17 protein-coding genes and 1 tRNA gene are annotated in these 18,209 nt (G+C 36.8%); 11 read left to right on the forward strand and 7 right to left on the reverse strand.

Features of this window, described 5'->3' with window-relative positions; genetic code table 11:
• Nucleotides 1-77 precede the first annotated feature (77 nt).
• The 6 genes from pfkA (at nt 78) to htpG (ending at nt 7,851) form a co-directional block, all read left to right on the forward strand.
• On the forward strand, nt 78-1,064 hold the full coding sequence (gene pfkA / locus PMI13_RS09380) for a 6-phosphofructokinase (RefSeq protein WP_007843036.1): 987 nt from the start codon (nt 78-80) through the stop codon (nt 1,062-1,064).
• A gap of 31 nt (nt 1,065-1,095) precedes the next feature.
• Entirely contained in the window at nt 1,096-2,100 is a 1,005-nt protein-coding gene (gene gap, locus PMI13_RS09385) for a type I glyceraldehyde-3-phosphate dehydrogenase (RefSeq protein WP_007843037.1), read from the forward strand.
• 303 nt (nt 2,101-2,403) lie between these two features.
• Nucleotides 2,404-3,183, forward strand: a complete 780-nt coding sequence (locus PMI13_RS09395; protein WP_007843038.1) for a LuxR C-terminal-related transcriptional regulator — start codon at nt 2,404-2,406, stop codon at nt 3,181-3,183.
• Between the two features lie 69 nt (nt 3,184-3,252).
• Nucleotides 3,253-4,440: an oxygenase MpaB family protein gene (locus PMI13_RS09400; protein ID WP_007843039.1), complete on the forward strand. Its 1,188-nt coding sequence runs from the start codon at nt 3,253-3,255 to the stop codon at nt 4,438-4,440.
• A gap of 159 nt (nt 4,441-4,599) precedes the next feature.
• A complete protein-coding gene (gene recA, locus PMI13_RS09405; protein ID WP_007843040.1) occupies nt 4,600-5,601 on the forward strand; it encodes a recombinase RecA in 1,002 nt (333 codons plus the stop codon).
• Between the two features lie 357 nt (nt 5,602-5,958).
• Entirely contained in the window at nt 5,959-7,851 is a 1,893-nt protein-coding gene (htpG, locus tag PMI13_RS09410) for a molecular chaperone HtpG (protein WP_007843042.1), read from the forward strand.
• A gap of 226 nt (nt 7,852-8,077) precedes the next feature.
• Here htpG and PMI13_RS09415 read toward each other — a convergent pair whose 3' ends face one another.
• Entirely contained in the window at nt 8,078-8,773 is a 696-nt protein-coding gene (locus PMI13_RS09415) for a hypothetical protein (protein WP_007843044.1), read from the reverse strand.
• 152 nt (nt 8,774-8,925) lie between these two features.
• Between PMI13_RS09415 and PMI13_RS09420 the strand changes: the two genes are divergently transcribed.
• Entirely contained in the window at nt 8,926-9,306 is a 381-nt protein-coding gene (locus tag PMI13_RS09420) for a helix-turn-helix domain-containing protein (RefSeq protein WP_007843045.1), read from the forward strand.
• 3 nt (nt 9,307-9,309) lie between these two features.
• Here PMI13_RS09420 and PMI13_RS09425 read toward each other — a convergent pair whose 3' ends face one another.
• Nucleotides 9,310-9,606 (reverse strand): MGMT family protein, encoded by a 297-nt coding sequence (locus PMI13_RS09425; RefSeq protein WP_007843047.1) that lies wholly within the window; start codon nt 9,604-9,606, stop codon nt 9,310-9,312.
• A gap of 101 nt (nt 9,607-9,707) precedes the next feature.
• Between PMI13_RS09425 and PMI13_RS21315 the strand changes: the two genes are divergently transcribed.
• A complete protein-coding gene (locus PMI13_RS21315) occupies nt 9,708-9,854 on the forward strand; it encodes a hypothetical protein (protein WP_007843049.1) in 147 nt (48 codons plus the stop codon).
• An 82-nt stretch (nt 9,855-9,936) separates the two neighbouring features.
• On the opposite strand, the gene PMI13_RS09430 is transcribed toward PMI13_RS21315, so the two are convergent.
• The 3 genes from PMI13_RS09430 to PMI13_RS09440 all read right to left on the reverse strand — a co-directional run bounded on the left by PMI13_RS09430 (nt 9,937) and on the right by PMI13_RS09440 (nt 12,439).
• The gene (locus PMI13_RS09430) at nt 9,937-10,911 is read right to left on the reverse strand and encodes a deoxyhypusine synthase family protein (protein WP_007843051.1); all 975 of its coding nucleotides are present in this window, start codon (nt 10,909-10,911) and stop codon (nt 9,937-9,939) included.
• A 78-nt stretch (nt 10,912-10,989) separates the two neighbouring features.
• Nucleotides 10,990-11,382, reverse strand: a complete 393-nt coding sequence (gene arfB, locus PMI13_RS09435; RefSeq protein WP_007843054.1) for an alternative ribosome rescue aminoacyl-tRNA hydrolase ArfB — start codon at nt 11,380-11,382, stop codon at nt 10,990-10,992.
• A 37-nt stretch (nt 11,383-11,419) separates the two neighbouring features.
• A complete protein-coding gene (locus tag PMI13_RS09440) occupies nt 11,420-12,439 on the reverse strand; it encodes an AMP-binding protein (protein WP_007843055.1) in 1,020 nt (339 codons plus the stop codon).
• A gap of 98 nt (nt 12,440-12,537) precedes the next feature.
• Between PMI13_RS09440 and PMI13_RS09445 the strand changes: the two genes are divergently transcribed.
• Nucleotides 12,538-12,608 (forward strand) — tRNA-Gln (locus tag PMI13_RS09445).
• Nucleotides 12,609-12,731: 123 nt separating this feature from the next.
• Nucleotides 12,732-13,895, forward strand: coding sequence for an acyloxyacyl hydrolase (locus PMI13_RS09450; protein WP_156104446.1), 1,164 nt, complete (start codon nt 12,732-12,734; stop codon nt 13,893-13,895).
• 3 nt (nt 13,896-13,898) lie between these two features.
• On the opposite strand, the gene PMI13_RS09455 is transcribed toward PMI13_RS09450, so the two are convergent.
• Together PMI13_RS09455 and PMI13_RS09460 are read right to left on the reverse strand one after the other, a co-directional pair.
• A complete protein-coding gene (locus tag PMI13_RS09455) occupies nt 13,899-15,344 on the reverse strand; it encodes an amino acid permease (protein ID WP_007843059.1) in 1,446 nt (481 codons plus the stop codon).
• Between the two features lie 107 nt (nt 15,345-15,451).
• Nucleotides 15,452-15,745 carry a helix-turn-helix domain-containing protein gene (locus PMI13_RS09460; RefSeq protein ID WP_007843060.1) on the reverse strand — a complete coding sequence of 98 codons (294 nt, stop codon included), beginning with the start codon at nt 15,743-15,745 and terminating at the stop codon, nt 15,452-15,454.
• A 183-nt stretch (nt 15,746-15,928) separates the two neighbouring features.
• Here PMI13_RS09460 and ccoN point away from each other — a divergent pair, with 183 nt between their 5' ends.
• Nucleotides 15,929-18,208, forward strand: coding sequence for a cytochrome-c oxidase, cbb3-type subunit I (gene ccoN, locus PMI13_RS09465; RefSeq protein WP_007843061.1), 2,280 nt, complete (start codon nt 15,929-15,931; stop codon nt 18,206-18,208).
• Nucleotide 18,209 lies beyond the last annotated feature (1 nt).

Below are 18,209 nucleotides of genomic sequence, written 5' to 3' on the forward strand. Positions count from 1 at the left end.
ATATTCAAAACTATTATAAAGTTACTGCCATAATCTGAACTTGTTTTTGTAAATTTGTGTTCGAAATTTTTTACTAGATGAAAGAGAGTGCTGTAAAAAAAATTGCAGTTCTTACTTCAGGAGGGGATTCTCCGGGTATGAATGCAGCATTAAGAGCGGTGGTAAGAACCGCAAACTATTATAATATCGAATGCTACGGAGTGAGAGAAGGCTACAACGGCCTTATCAGTGATGATTTCCTGAAAATGGGTCCTCGTTCCGTAAAAAATATAATCAACCAGGGCGGAACGATTCTGAAATCTGCCAGATCAATGGAATTCAAAACCAAGGAAGGCCGTCAGAAAGCCTATGACAATTGTGTTAAACATGGTGTTGATGCTTTGGTCTGTATTGGCGGGGACGGAACTTTTACCGGAGCAAAAATCTTTAACGAAGAATTCGGGATCAGGGTAATCGGTGTTCCGGGAACCATCGACAACGATATTTTCGGTACCGATAATACGATCGGTTATGATACAGCCCTGAATACGGCTATGGAGGCAATCGATAAAATTCGTGATACAGCAACTTCTCACAACAGGGTTTTCTTTGTTGAGGTGATGGGACGCGATGCCGGATTCATTGCATTAAACAGCGGGCTGGCAACAGGTGCTCTTGATATTTTAATTCCTGAAAGAAAAGACAGTATGGATGAGCTTTTTGCAACTTTCAGAAATGCCGAAAAAACAGGAAAGGCTTCCAGTATCGTTGTTGTGGCGGAAGGTGAAAAATTAGCCAACATCTATGAACTTGCAGAGCAGACTAAGCAGGAGTTTCCTGACTATGACATTCGTGTTACTATTTTAGGACACATTCAGAGAGGAGGCTCACCAAGTTGTGCAGACAGGGTTCTGGCAAGCAGACTGGGCTATGGTGCCGTAGTAGGATTAATGGAAGGAAAAACCAATGTAATGGCAGGAATGCGTTCCAATGATATGGTATATACACCGATTGAAGAAGCCATTAAAAAACATAATGAAATCAATAAAGACCTTTTACTGATTTCAGAAATTTTAGCAATCTAATATTTTTTAATATAATTTAAAACAAACTATTATGTCAACAATCAAAGTAGGTATCAACGGGTTTGGTAGAATTGGACGTCTTGTTTTCAGAGCAATGACTGAAAGAGACAACATCGAAGTAGTAGGAATCAATGACCTTATCGATGCTACATACATGGCTTACATGTTAAAATATGACTCTGTACACGGTATTTTCCCGGGTGAGGTTTCTGTGGAAGGAAATGATCTTGTGGTAAACGGAAAAAGAATCAGGGTAACTGCTGAAAGAGATCCTAATAACCTAAAGTGGAACGAAATCGGGGCCGACTATATCGTAGAATCTACAGGTTTATTCCTGGATAAAGAAAACGCCGCTAAACACATCAATGCCGGGGCAAAAAAAGTAATCCTTTCCGCACCTTCTAAAGATGACACTCCAATGTTCGTAATGGGTGTAAACCATACTGAACTTACTGACGATATCAAAATTTTATCAAACGCTTCTTGTACAACCAACTGTTTAGCTCCTTTAGCTAAAGTGATCCATGATAATTTCGGAATCGTAGAAGGTTTAATGACTACCGTACATGCTACAACTGCAACTCAAAAAACAGTTGACGGTCCTTCAATGAAAGACTGGAGAGGTGGTAGAGCTGCTCTTAACAATATCATTCCTTCTTCTACAGGTGCTGCTAAAGCGGTAGGAAAAGTAATTCCTTCCCTAAACGGAAAATTAACAGGGATGTCTTTCAGAGTACCTACTGTGGATGTTTCTGTAGTTGACCTTACGGTAAGATTAGAAAAAGCCACTTCTTACGAAGAGATCTGTGCTGCTATCAAAGCTGCTTCGGAAGGTGAATTAAAAGGAATTTTAGGATATACCGAAGATGCTGTAGTTTCTCAGGATTTCGTAGGAGATAAGAGAACTTCTATCTTTGATAAGGATGCCGGTATTATGCTTTCTCCTAATTTTGTAAAACTTGTTTCATGGTATGACAACGAAATGGGATATTCAAACAAATTAGTAGATATGCTTGTACATGCTGCTTCTTTATAAAATTTGTAAGCAATTAATATACATTATAAACCCCTTTCAGAATCTGAAAGGGGTTTTAGTTTATACATTTTCAAACAACTAAAATAACGAAAAGGATAAACTATATTTTACAGTCACCATTGTGACTTTTCATTCAGAACCAAATTGACACAAAGAAAACCCAGCCATAAAACCATAGTTTTAAGAATTGGGTTTTCATAGTTATTAGCTATAACAAATTTTGCATTTTTTTTCACGCAAAAAAATCCCCCTTTTGGGGTATTTCTTAAAAAAAATTTAGCTATTTTAGTTAAAACTAAGTTCATGGGAAACTCTGAGAAAAAACATCCTTTAATTGAGGTTTGGAGCACTTATCCGGGTGACCGGAAAGAAAACAAAAAGATTTTAAACAAACCTCCTATTGAACGGATCATCGGAGAGATGTTTGCCATCGGAGAATTTTATTATTATGTGCTGAATCTCACCAATAGTACTTTGTCTCATCATCATGAAAATATACTCAAACTCCATGGCTTAAAAAGGTTTCCCGGCAATTTAAAGGAAGTCATTGATCTCACCCATCCAGATGACATTGATTTTGTAATGAAGGCTGAACATGCAGTTATCAAGACCATGATGGAAATTGGACTGGAATATCAGCTTTTTCTGAAATCCAGCTATTGTTTCAGGATGAAAACGGCTAACGGGAATTATGAATTATTCCATCATCAGGCTATTCCTACATTGGAAAATGAAAACGGGCACATTATACAAGCCATCAATATTCATACGAACATTAATCATATCACAAAACAAAATCCCTATACGGTTTTGGTTTCAGGAATAGGCCCAAGAAATGATTTCCACCAGATCAAGATTGAAAATCCCACACTGATCAACCCTTGCCCTAACTTTAATTTAACAAGGAGAGAGACAGAAGTTTTGTCTTTCATTGCCAAAGGATACTCAGGATCGGAAATCTCACAGATCCTTATCTTATCAGAGCATACTGTACGGAGCCATCGGAAAAACATTTTAACGAAAACCAATTCCAGGAACAGCAAAGAGCTTCTGAAAAAAGCTTTTGAATGGGGATTAATTTAATTTTTTTACTGATAAATCTCACAAAGGGCTTTCGGCGGAAAACCCGTATTTTTATATTCGATGGACAAAATGGTTTTACATCCTCGTTTTAAAGGTTCTACCCACTTTAAAGATTTCTGGGAAAAAGGAAACGGAAAACAGCTTATTGAGTTTTCCGGGGCAGAGGTCAGCTTCAAAGATTTTGAAAAATTTGCTGATTATTATTATCATGTGGATGAAACCGGTGATGAAGTTGTAAAAGAGGTCTATTTTATTAAAAAATTCCATGAGGCTTCAAAAGAAATTGAAAATTATATCCGAAATGGAGTCTCTGAAAATGATGATATTCCTGAAAGTGCAAAAAAACTTTTTTTACAAACCCAAAGAAAACCGGATTGGCTCAATGAAGACTTATTAAAATACGGCGCAGAACTTTGTATGCGAAGCGGTCTGGATGCTTTGATTTCGTTAAGAGATTATTGTTTAATCGGAGGTTATGATTATGCCTACCTCAACAAACCTCTTATTGCTACGGAAGCCTTAAAGAAAGGAGCCGTAAAACGTCTTTCGGAAACACTAGATTTCTGGGTAAATACTACACGGTACCATGCACTCGATATCCATGCAAAAGGTTATGAATTTGCCATTAAAACCAGACTGATTCATTCTTATGCAAGGCTTTCCATTAAAAAGCACTATCAAAACTGGGATACAGAAAACTGGGGTGAGCCAATCAATTCCTGGGACATGATGGCTACTTATATCGGCTTCAGCCTGGTTTTTCTTCACAGCCTTCAAAAATTGGGAAATACTTTTTCAGTTGAGGAAGAGCAGGGGATTTTTCATCTCTGGAAATATGTGGGCCATTTACTTGGAATTCCCGGAAGCCTTTTACCCGATAACAAAAAGCAGGCTACGGAATATTTTTATTTATGGACATCTGTGCAGCCACCTTCTGATAGAGATTCTGTATTACTGGCCCATTCTTTACTGAATGAATCATTGGAAAACCCGATCTTAAAATTTCAGTTTCAGAGAAAAAATCTTCGTTATTTACATATTTGCTGTACATGGTTCTTACTGGATGCCGAAGTCTGTAAAAGGCTGCAGATTCCGGATGTTCCCAACCGAAACGGATTTCCAAAAACAAAAAGGCTGATCAATATCATTTATAATACATTGGTAAGCCGTAAAGCAAGAATTGAAGCCGGCAACAAGAGACATTTAAAGGTTCTCAAAGACTATCTGAGAATCACAAAAAATTCAAATTTTCATTAAAATCCTGAATATGCATTTTTTAAGTTCATCTCCTTTGTTCTGAATAAGACCATGACCAGTATTTTAGTAATTTTTAACTTGAAAAACAATTTTCAGAATCAAATAATATTAGCTTTTGATATTTAAATTATGTATTTTTGAGAAATTATATTTATACCGATGAGTAACATTGATGATAAGAAAAAAGCACTCGCTTTAGTGCTTGACAAGCTAGATAAAACATATGGAAAAGGAACAGTAATGACGTTGGGGGATAGCTCTGTTGACAACACGATTGAAGTAATTCCTTCAGGTTCTTTAGGACTTGATATTGCTTTAGGAGTTGGCGGATATCCAAGAGGAAGAATTATTGAAATTTACGGTCCTGAATCTTCAGGTAAAACAACGCTAACTCTTCATGCCATTGCTGAAGCTCAGAAAGCAGGCGGAATTGCAGCATTTATTGATGCGGAACATGCTTTTGACAGAACTTACGCTGCCAAACTAGGAATTGATTTAGAAAACTTAATTATATCTCAGCCGGATAACGGGGAACAGGCTTTGGAAATTGCTGATAACCTTATCCGTTCAGGAGCTATTGATATTGTTGTTATTGACTCTGTGGCTGCTCTGACTCCGAAAGCTGAGATTGAAGGTGAAATGGGGGATTCCAAAATGGGGCTTCATGCAAGATTAATGTCTCAGGCCTTAAGGAAACTAACAGCTACGATTTCAAGAACAAAATGTACGGTTATCTTCATCAACCAGCTGAGAGAAAAAATCGGTGTAATGTTCGGGAATCCTGAAACAACAACCGGTGGTAATGCTTTGAAATTCTATGCTTCAGTAAGAGTTGATATCAGAAAGGCAAGTGCACCGATTAAAAACGGAGACGAAGCAGTAGGAAGCCGTGTAAAAGTGAAAATTGTTAAAAACAAAGTAGCTCCGCCTTTCAAACAGGCTGAATTTGACATTATGTATGGAGAAGGTGTTTCCAAAACAGGAGAAATTCTTGATCAGGCTGTAGAGTTGGGAATTGTAAAGAAGAGTGGTTCCTGGTTCAGTTATGAAGAAACTAAATTAGGACAAGGCCGTGATGCTGTAAAAGACGTCCTGAAAGACAATCCTGAACTTTCTGAGGAGCTGGAAAACAAAATTAAAGAAGTCTTGAAAAACAAATAATTTTTTCAAACATATCGTATAAAGACAGCCTTTGAGCTGTCTTTTTTATTGGCTATATTACGACGTTACTGATGATCACAGATTTTCACAGATGTTTGTGCTTATTTATGGAAAAATTATTTGTGTTATTTGCGTTTTAAATAAGATTCTATTTTTAAGTTTTGGCTAAAGCCTGTTGAAGGGTTTATACTTTTGAAAGCGGGCTAAAGCCCGCTCCTATTGAATATTAATTATATCCTCTTTGATGCTTATAAAAAATCTTTAATCTTTTAATAAGCAAATCCTGTCAATCTGTCACTTTCTTCTTCATGGTATTTTTTTTGAGAAAGATTAGGAAATTAAAAAACAAAAATTATTATGACTAAAGGAAATATTAACGTATCTGTGGAAAATATTTTCCCGCTTATCAAAAAATTTCTTTACAGTGATCACGAAATATTCTTAAGAGAGCTGATTTCTAATGCAACGGATGCTACCCTTAAATTAAAGCATCTTACAACCATTGGTGAAGCGAAAGTTGAATATGGAAATCCAAAGATTGAAGTAAAAATTGATCAAGAACAAAAAACGCTTCGCATCATCGATCAGGGGATCGGTATGACAGCTGCAGAAGTTGAAAAATACATCAACCAGGTGGCATTTTCCGGGGCGGAGGAGTTTCTGGAAAAATATAAAGATACGGCAAAAGATTCAGGAATCATCGGCCATTTCGGGCTTGGATTCTATTCTGCATTTATGGTTGCTGAAAAAGTAGAAATTCTTACTAAATCCTATAAAGACGAACAAGCCGTTCGCTGGATCTGCGACGGAAGCCCTGAATTTACTCTTGAAGAAACAAGTGATAAAACAGACAGAGGTACTGAAATTATCCTTCATATTTCTGAAGATTCGACAGAATTCTTAGAAGAGGGAAAAATCCGTGAGTTATTGCTGAAATATAACAAGTTCATGCCTGTTCCCATTAAATTCGGGACAAGAACCCATACATTACCTTTACCGGAAAATGCTCCCGAAGATGCAGTGGCGGAAACAGAAGAGGTTGACAATATTATCAACAATCCTACTCCTGCCTGGACCATTGCTCCAAGTGAACTGACCAATGAGGATTATATGAAATTTTACCACGAATTATACCCGATGCAGTTTGAGGAACCTCTATTCAATATTCACTTAAATGTAGATTATCCTTTCAATCTGACAGGTGTTCTATTCTTCCCGAAACTGAGCAATAATTTGAATATTGAAAAAGATAAGATTCAATTATATCAGAATCAGGTATTCGTAACTGATGAAGTAAAGGGAATTGTTCCTGATTTCTTAATGCTTCTCCGCGGTGTGATTGATTCCCCGGATATTCCGTTGAATGTTTCCCGTTCCTATCTTCAGGCAGATGGTGCCGTAAAGAAAATCTCTTCTTATATTACTAAGAAAGTAGCAGATAAAATGTCTTCTCTTATCAATGAAAACCGTGAAGATTATGAGAAAAAATGGAACGATATTAAAATCGTAATCGAATACGGAATTATTTCAGAAGAAAAATTTGCTGAAAAATCTGACAAATTTACTCTATATCCAACTACTGACGGGAAATATTTCTTATGGGATGAATTAACAGAAAGGATCAAGCCTTCACAAACGGATAAGGATGGTAATCTGGTTATTCTGTATGCCTCTAATACTGATGAACAGCACAGTTACATTCAGTCTGCGAAAGATAAAGGATATGAGGTTCTTCTCCTGGATTCCCCTATTATTCCTCATGTTATTCAAAAACTTGAAACTTCAAAAGAAAAAATCTCATTTGCAAGAGTAGATGCGGATCATGTGAATAATCTGATCAAGAAAGACGAACCTGTTATTTCAAAACTAAATGATGCTGAAAAAGAATCTTTAAAAAAGGATGTGGAAGAAGCCGTTAAAGATGCAAAATTCACGGTTCAGCTTGAAGATTTAGACAGTAATGATGCTCCATTTACCATCACCCAGCCCGAGTTTATGAGAAGGATGAAAGATATGCAGGCAACCGGTGGCGGCGGAATGTTTGGAATGAGTGGTTTTCCTGAGATGTATAACCTTGTGATCAATTCAAATAGTGAGTTTGCCGGTCATATTTTGAAGACGGAAAATGCAGAACAAAAAGAAAGCCTGATTCAACATGCGCTAGATCTGGCCAAACTTTCCCAGAATTTATTAAAAGGGAAAGATCTTACAGATTTCATTCAAAGAAGCTACAAACAGCTTGAAAAATAGCATACATAAAAAGGCGGCATAAATTTATGCCGCCCCTTTTTATTCAAAATTATTCTGCTCCATTTTTTTTCCTGTCTCTCCAAACCAGAATAACACAGATAAGAATTATTATAAAACAGATAGGTTGAATAATAAAATATCTTTCCCCTTTAATAAAAAAAGGTATAAGAAACATTATTGCTATTAATGTGTAATATAAATACTTATATTTCATAAATGATAATTATTAAGGTTGTCCTCCGGCTCTTACACAGCCATGGTAATCAGAATCAGCATCGGAATTGCAAACCACCATATGAACAGTAGCTGCTGCACCTCCAACTACTGCACCGGCACCACCGGTAAAAATACCTCCCACAGCAGACATACCCACCTCAATTGCAAAATTTCTCATGCATCTTCTTGAGGCACTGGTAAATTCTGTATGACAATTCCTTCTTGCCGTCAGCGCTGATTCTTCTCTGTAATTAAGCTGTAAATCTATTTCCTGAGTTAACATAGCTGTTCTTTGTTCTTCAGTATACCTGGAATAAAACTCAGGATTAGCATTTCTGAATGCCTGAGTGTTATCTGCCATACTGGTATATGAAGAAATCAGGTCATTGAATCGTTCAATTTTAGCTTCTTTATAAAGAGCCTCTAATTCTTCTACTGTTGTAACACTACTGATTCGAGATTGGATCAGGGAGAAATCTGCATTTACTTCACTATCCAGGATTACTTTGATTCCTGATTGAATGGCAAGCTGATTTTTCACATAACCTGATAACGTCTGATTGTCGGTTTCTCCTATTCTGGAAAGAGCTTTTGAATGAGATTCTGTTTTTACAGGTGTATCCTGTACGGATAAATCATCAGTGTTATGGCAAGACTGTAACATTAGCAGAAGGCACGCTCCCACTACAAATAAACTTTTTTTCATTGTTTGGTTTTTAAAAATGTTTTCGGGTCAAATCTATAAAACCAAAATTCACTACATGTAGATTTATATTGTATATTTATTGTAATTTTATTGTACAATATGTATGTTAATTTGTACAATTTTTTTCGCATATTTGTACAAAGATGTATAAGATGCAAAAAGAAAAGCTACGTTTAATCAGAAAGAAGAAAGGATATACTCAACAACAAATTGCTGACATCATTGCTACTGATGTATCCAATTACAGCAGAAAAGAGAGCGGAGATGTGAGGATTATAAAAGACGAATGGGAGAAAATAGCTAATTTTTTAGAAATTCCTCTGGCTGAAATTTACGAGGAAGATGAAGCTCAAATCGTTGTTAACAATGATCATCCCGTATTCAATGACAGTTCGGCATCAGGTGTTTATCAATATAACAACCAGGCAATTCCTGTTTCTATTGTTGAAAATCTTCAGGAATATATTTCTTTATTAAAGGAAGAAAACAGCAGATTGCAGGAGGAAATAAAAGTATTAAAGGGAAAAAAATAATCTTTATAATTCTGTCAGAGGATCCCAGAAAAGTTTTTTGAAATTCCTGATTCTGAAATTTTCGATTATAACACCCTCAGCCTCCAATTTGGGTAAAAATTCTTTTACGGATAATGTTCCCGAGCTTGAAACCACCCGATGTGCAGGAACATCTTTCGGACATCCACTCATTGCTTTTCCTACGTGACGTGAATGATTGGGATACCCCACAGCTTTTGCTATAGCTCCATACGTAGAAACCCGGCCTTTGGGAATTAATCTGGTAATTTCATACACCTGTTGTTTAAAAATTTCGTCCATATCATCTAAATTACCACTTTCTTAAGAAAAATACGATATATTTTGCATTATTTTTGATTCAGTTAAGACATCAATGATTTCGTTACTAAAAATATAACGTTATGAAAAAAACATTTTTCCGTCTGCTGAATACCATCAATAAAGCGGTTCTTCCAAAATTGAGTAATAAAGATCCCAATACATTAACTAAGCTCCAAAAAGGGATTTTGGCTTATCGCTATTTTGTGCTGGTTAATTCTCTTGATTAATGATGATTTATAACTCAACTAAATAAAAAAACGCTTCAAAATTTGAAACGTTTTATATTTTACTCTTAAATGAAATTATATTTTATGAATTTTCCAGGATATAAGAGAACATCAATGGTGCACAAATGGTAGCATCACTTTCAACGATAAACTTCGGTGTTGTAATATCCAATTTACCCCATGTAATTTTTTCGTTCGGAACCGCTCCGGAATATGAACCGTAAGAAGTCGTAGAATCAGAGATCTGACAGAAATAAGACCAGAAAGGAATATCATGCATCTCCATATCCTGATACAACATCGGTACCACACAAATCGGGAAATCACCTGCAATACCTCCGCCGATTTGGAAGAACCCTACTCCTTTTCCACCTGAGTTTTTAGTGTACCAATCTGCAAGATACGTCATGTATTCGATACCTGATTTCATGGTAGTTGCTTTCAGCTCACCTTTGATACAGTAAGAAGCGAAGATGTTGCCCATTGTAGAATCTTCCCATCCCGGAACTACGATCGGCAAGTTTTTTTCCGCAGCTGCAATCATCCATGAGTTTTCTCTGGGAATTTCATAATACTGTTCCAAAACTCCCGAAAGAATCATTTTGTACATAAATTCATGTGGAAAATATCTTTCGCCTTTTGCTTCTGCATCTTTCCAGATTTCAACGATATGTTTTTGTAATCTTCTGAAAGCTTCTTCTTCAGGGATACATGTATCTGTAACTCTATTAAGACCTCTCTCCAGAAGATCCCACTCATCCTGAGCCGTCAGATCTCTGTAATGAGGAACTCTTTCGTAGTGAGAATGTGCAACCAGATTCATTAAATCTTCTTCAAGGTTTGCTCCTGTACAAGAGATAAAATCTACTTTATCCTGACGGATCATTTCAGAAAGAATCTTCCCTAATTCAGCAGTTGACATAGCACCGGCTAACGTGATCATCATTTTTCCACCTTCTTTAAGATGGGCAACATAACCTTTTGATGCATCCACCAATGCAGCTGCGTTGAAGTGCAGATAATATTTCTCTATAAATTCAGTAATCGGTTTGCTCATTATTTTAATTTTTGCAAAGATAAAACTTAAAACGGAAAGTGAGGGAAGGATTTTCAATTCAATATAAAATGGATGTCCCTAATATTTGAATTTCCGGTTTTCTTTTTTTTCGGAAAGTTTCTTTTTGGTATCAAGCCTCTTTTGCATCTGACCTTTGGAAGGTTTTGTAGCCCGTCTTTTCTTTGGAATAATTAAGGCTTTATCAACCAACTCTATAATTTTTTCAATTGCTTTATTCTTATTCATTAATTGCGTTCTGCTTTCAGAAACCGTTAAGAATAAAAAGCCTTCCGCATTGATTCTGTTTTTCAGCTTATTTTGAATTAAAGCCTTTTCGTCATCATTAAAAAATTCAGATTCTCTTACTTTCCACAGTACTGTAACAGAAGTCTCCACTTTATTAACGTTTTGTCCTCCTGCCCCACTGCTCCGGGAAGTTTTAAAATTAAGTTCTTTTGAAAAATCTTTCATTTGTTCCGGTTTAAAATTTCTTCATCAATAATAACAACTATTTTTCATCACCGTTTATCTTTTTATACAATTCCAAACGGTTAACTTTTCCATTGGGAGTTCTCGGAATGGCATTGATAAAAAAAATTTCTTTGGGTTTGTGAAAACTCTTTTCATATGGTATTTCTGATATTTTCCGGATGATTTCATCTGATTGTTCAGCTTCTATAATCAATATCAGCTTTTGTCCCAGGCTTTCATCTTTCAATCCTAAAAATACGGCTTCATGTGGGATTTCTTTTTTAACCAGAGCTTCCAGTTCTTCGGGAAATATTTTGGCTCCTCCGGAATTAATAACATTGTCGATTCTTCCTAAAAACCTAAACTGCTTTTCATTTTTTATTTCAACTAAATCATTAGTCCGGAGAACCTCAGCATTCAGATCAGGGGCAAAAACCGTAAGACATCCCCGCTCATCTTTTGAAATCGATACATTTTCAAAAACAGTAAAATAATCTTCCGTCACCGGAGCCAATTGCTTCAGTCCAATATGAGAAAGCGTTTCAGACATTCCATAGGTTTCATAAATATTGATTTTCAAATTCGAAATCCTTTTTTTAAGGCTTTCGGATACTGAAGCTCCGCCAATGATAAGGTTTCTAACTAAATGAAGCTTGTCCAGTGAATTTTCAACCTGAAGCGGGGTCATTGCGCAAAAATCTACTTCTTTTCCCAGGGTTTCCAAAGGCTTTAAAGAAGGGTCTGCAATAAATAATTTCATTTTTCTCACAAAAGAACGTACCACCATCATTTTCCCCGAAATATATTCTGCCGGAAGGCATAATAATGCAGTGTAGCCCTCTTTTAAACGTAAAAAATCACACGTCATTGTGGCAGAATTAATCATTTTCTTTTTTTCAATTCCAAAAACCTTTGGACTGCCTGTAGAGCCTGAAGTTTGCACATTTACCATTACGGAATCCGACAACCACTCCTCTAAAAAAAAAATCACTTTCTTTTCAAATTCTGTCTGTGAATCTAAATTATTAATTTTGAGATTATTGAAATCTATCAGCATGTTTACAGCTATAAAAAGTTATGTAAATTTAAAAAAAAGTTTAAAACCATTTGTAAATAAAGAAAAAAGCTGTAAATTTGCACCACTAAAACAAATACAGACCCATGGTGTAGCGGTAACACTACTGATTTTGGTTCAGTCATCTGGGGTTCGAATCCCTGTGGGTCTACAAACCATCCTTTCTAAGGGTGGTTTTTTTATTTCCAATTTATCTTAATTAATTTAATTCCAAGATGATGTATCTTTTTAAAATAAATACTTAATTTGCCGTTTCTTTAATTAATTAGTGATTTTGAAACATTTTTATCTGTGCGTGCTCATTTTGTTTTCTGCTTTCTGTAAATCTCAGGTACATGAGACCTTAAAACAAAATTTTTTTGCATTTTCCGGAGGGGCTGAATATGGAAAGGTACTGGCTACCAATGAGCCCCTGCAAAATTATCCCGACAGGCAATATATGGGGTATTCTTTTCAGGTTCTGAAACAAACCAATGGCAAAAAAGACTGGGAAAAACTTTATAATTATCCGCAGTATGGAATCGGATTTTCTGCCTTTGATTTTCTTAAAAACAGACAGATGGGAAGTCCTTTTGCCGTTTATGGTGTTTATAATGCAAAAATCAGGCAATGGGGAAAGCTGAAATGGTACCACAGTGTAAATTTCGGAATCTCGTTTAATTCAAACCCTTTTGATGAAGACCATGGCTATTACAATACATCTGTGGGTTCCAAAACCAATATGTTTATCAGCCTTGGAACAGGAATGTATTATGAACTGGGAAAACATTTCGATCTGGGCCTGAACCTGAAATTCAACCACCTTTCCAACGGATCTCTGAAGTTTCCGAATAAAGGGCTGAATAGTGTTACTCCTCAATTTAGTCTTGTCTATTATCCAGAGCGGATCATCCCAAAAAGATCAGACTCTGTTTTTGTTAATTCAAAAAGATACAATACCCTAGAGTTTTCTGTATTTGGCGGCCGAAAGAATATTTTCTACAGAGGTCCGCAGCGTGATGAGTTGAAACTGTATGAAGGCTATAACTATTCTGTTTATGGTGCAGAAGCTCATTATATGCGACAGTATTCTCCGAAATCAGCTTATGGCCTTGGGATTGGAATTACAATGGATGAACAATACAACCATACCATGTATGTATCAGACAGTACACTTTATCAGAAAAAACGCTTTTCAAATGACCAGCTTCTGTTCAGTGTTGTTCCCACCTATCGTTTAATGATAGGTAAATTGTACGTTAACGTTGGGGCAGGCTATTACATTTTTAAAAAGGAACGAAAATATGATGCCCCGGCATTCTTTCAAAGGATAGCTTTGCAATATCAAATTACAGACAGGCTTTTTGCTTCATTTGGTATTAATGCTTATGATCTGCATATTGCTAATTACCTGGAATGGAAACTGGGCTATACTTTTTCCAAAAAACAAAGAAAGTAATGACTACTTTTCCTGATCCGGCAATGAGGGTTGATTGGGTTTATAGAGCTTGTACATGACAAACAGAAACGCTATCCATACCGGAATCAGGATCACCTGGATCTCCATCCCAGTAAGACACATCAAGACTAAAATAGCCAGTAAAAACAGGATACATATATAATTAGATACCGGATAAAATAGAGAAGGGAATTTTGTTTTGATTCCGGATTCTATTTTATTTTTCCTGAATTTAAGGTGAGTATAGCATATCATCAGCCAATTGATAATCAAAGTAGAAACAACCAAAGCCATTAAATACTCAAAAGCTTTTTCCGGAACTATTTTATTGATAATAATACAGATCCCGGCAAAACATGAAGAAACAATAATCGCATTGGTAGGTACGTGATTTTTGTTAAGTTTCATTAAACCTTTTGGGGCATTCCCCTGCTGGGCCAATCCGAAAAGCATTCTGCTGTTACTGTAAACACTGCTGTTGTACACAGACAAAGCAGCCGTTAAAACAATCACATTCAACACATTGGCAATTAATGAGTTGAATTGAATCGTTTTTCCGAGAATGGTAAATTCAAATCCGTTCAGGTTCTGAAATACCATTACAAACGGGCTCGACCCTTCTGTAATTTCTCTCCATGGACTCAAAGAAAATAATATAACCAAGGCACCTACGTAGAAAATTAAAATCCTGTAAATGACCTGATTGGTCGCTTTAGGTATTGTTTTTTCCGGGCTTTTAGCTTCTGCAGCTGTGATTCCGATTAACTCCAGCCCACCAAAAGAAAACATAATCATCGCCATAGCCGCAAAAAGGCCTGAATATCCACTTTCCGTTTTATTAAACCATCCTTTCGGGAAAAATCCGCCATCATTCCATAAATTCTGAATATCCGCTTTATCTCCTCCCGTACCACTTACCAACAGATAGATTCCGAAGATAATCATGGCAACAATCGCCACTACTTTGATAATGGAAAACCAAAACTCGGTCTCTCCATACACTTTTACAGAGGCCAGATTGAGTGCATTGATCAAGATGAAAAAGAATAAACTTGAAACCCAGAGCGGGATTTCAGGCCACCAGAAATGAATATAATGGCCAATTGCCGTGAGCTCAGCCATACTTACCAGAATGTAAAGAATCCAGTAATTCCAGCCGGACGCAAATCCGGGAAAATTTCCCCAATATTTATAGGCAAAATAACTGAAGCTTCCTGATACCGGTTCCTGAACGACCATTTCACCGAGCTGGCGCATAATAAAGAAGGCAATAATCCCTGCTAAAGCATATCCTAAAATAACAGACGGACCCGCTAAAACCGCAGCAGGGCCGATTCCCAGAAACAATCCCGTTCCGATAGCACCCCCGAGGGCAATTAATTGAATATGTCGATTAGTCAGCCCTCTCACTAAGGAGGTCTCTTGTCCGGTTTTCTTTTCGTCGCTCATAGAAATGAATTATTTGCTAAATATATAAAAACTTAGCAGAAATCCCCTGCTGTAAACGAATTTAAAAACTTAACTGATTGAATGTAAAGTGTAGTACAAATAAAGGTTTATAAATACTCCTTCGGAATCGGAATATTATTTTGTTTCATGTAGCTTATAAGCTCACTGTATTTGTTTTCATAATCATTCACACCACACTGATGTGAGATGCTGCAGATATCCGACGGTTTGATATCTAAGATCCCTGAGATTTTTGTCAGGATATCCAGATTGATTTTCACTTTGGAGTTTTCAATATCCGAATATGCCTTCTGAGAAATTCCCATTTCAAAAGCCATATATTCCTGGGTAAGGTCTTTACTTCTCCGGATTTTTCTTATGTTTTGACCACATACTTTCATTGGGTTTGCTTTTAGTAGTTTTCGGTATATTTTAGAAGATGATCTACTAGTCTTTAACAAAGTTAATAAATACCTTTGGCAAAACATTACACACGTTACATGATATTTATTTCAACATCTGATTTGGTTAAAAATTTTATCCTGAAAAAGAGATAATATCATTCGGTACAACACTTTTGGATTATGGAGACGCAAAAATTTAATTATGACAATTCTATTGTCAGGGCATTCCTCTATGCTACTATCGTATTCGGACTCATCGGTTTTCTGTTAGGGCTTACAGCAGCATTAATGCTTTTCTACCCTGAACTTCCCGAATTTTTGTTCGGAACTGATGACACGACCATCCAGAGTCTGAGAAGCGGAAACATTCAGGGATTAATTAATACACAGGGTGCCATGGGATTCGGCAGGATCAGAATGCTGCATACCAGTGCGGTCATTTTTGCTTTCGTGTGTAATTCATTTTTCTGCGGTGCTTATTACAGTATGCAGCGGCTTTTAAAAACAAGAATGTACAGTGATACCTTGTCTTGGTTACACTTCTGGACCTGGCAGATAATGATCCTTAGTGTGGTTGTAACCTTTTTATTGGGAATCAATACTTCCAAAGAATATGCAGAACACGAATGGCCGATTGATATATTGATCGCATTCTCATGGATTATTTTCGGGATCAATATGTTTGGAACGATTGCGAAGAGAAGGGTAAGACACCTTTATGTAGCTATCTGGTTTTATATAGCTACATGGATCGCAGTAGCAATGCTCCATATCTTTAATAACTTAGAAGTTCCGTTATCATTCACCAGCTGGAAATCCTATTCAGTATATGCGGGAGTAAAAGATGCTCTTGTACAATGGTGGTACGGTCACAATGCAGTAGCATTCGTATTGACCACTCCGGTTTTAGGCTTAATGTATTACTTTATGCCTAAAGCAGCCCAGCGACCGGTTTTCTCTTATAAATTGTCTATTATTCACTTCTGGTCATTGATCTTCGTTTATCTTTGGGCCGGTCCTCACCACCTTCAGTATACTGCACTTCCTGCATGGGCACAGGCTGTGGGAACAGGTTTCTCAATTATGCTTATTGCACCTTCCTGGGGAGGTATGTTAAACGGGCTTCTTACCTTAAGAGGTGCCTGGGATAAAGTAAGGGAAAATCCTATTCTTAAATTCTTTGTAGTAGCGGTTACCTGCTATGGTATGGCTACGTTTGAAGGGCCTCTTTTGGCTACAAAATCTTTAAATAAAATCGGACATTACACAGACTGGGTCATTGGTCACGTACACTTAGGAGCACTTGGGTGGAATGGTTTTATGGCATTCGGTGTTATCTATTATCTGATCCCGATTATGTGGAAAACCAAGTTATGGTCTAAAAAACTGGCAAACCTCCATTTTTGGTTAGGTACTTTAGGAATTATTTTCTATGCAGTACCAATGTATATTTCAGGATTTACGCAAGGATTAATGTGGAAACAGTTCAACCCGGACGGAACTTTATTGTGGAAAAACTGGTTAGACACCGTAACAGCTATCATTCCTTACTTTAAAATGAGATTCTTAGGCGGATTACTCTATATTTCAGGCGCTATTTTAATGGTTGTGAATGTGATAAAAACAATCAGATCAGGATCATTCCAGAAAGAAGTTCCTGCCGAAGCACCTGCCCTGGCCAATATCGGAAACAACAGAAAAGAAGGTGAAGGAGCACATTTATGGCTTGAAAGAACCCCTAAACTATTATCTATTTTAGCATTCGTTGTGATTTCCATCGGTGGATTGGTAGAAATAATACCTACACTAACCATAAAGAGCAATCTCCCACAGATCACTGCTGTAAAACCCTACTCACCATTGGAACTGGAAGGAAGAGATTTATACATCCGTGAAGGCTGTAATTCCTGCCACTCACAGATGATAAGGCCTTTCCGTGATGAGGTAATGAGATTTGACGGTAAAAACGGACAGTATTCAAAAGCCGGGGAATTCGTTTATGACAGACCATTCCTATGGGGATCGAAAAGAACAGGACCGGATTTACACAGAGAAGGAAGCAGAAACCCGGATTCATGGCACTTCAAACATATGTATAATCCTAGAATTACCTCTGCAGGTTCTATCATGCCCCGTTTCCCATGGCTGATCACCAATAAACTCGACCGTTCAGAAATGATTGCAAAAATGGAACTGATGAAAAATACTTTTGATATTCCTTATACAAAAGCCCAGATAGATTCTGCAAATCAGTGGGCAGACAACCAGTCTAAAGCAATTGTAAAAAGGATATATTCAGAAGCTGCCGACGTAAAAGATCAGGTAGAAAAAGACAAAGCCGCTAAAGGGTCCGCATTTGTTCCTCTTGAACAAAGAGAAATTGTAGCAATGATCGCTTATCTGCAAAGACTGGGAACAGACATCAAAACGACTGACATTAAAACGGCAAGTGTAGATTAAT

Source organism: Chryseobacterium populi (genome assembly GCF_000282115.1).
Lineage (GTDB): Bacteria > Bacteroidota > Bacteroidia > Flavobacteriales > Weeksellaceae > Chryseobacterium > Chryseobacterium populi.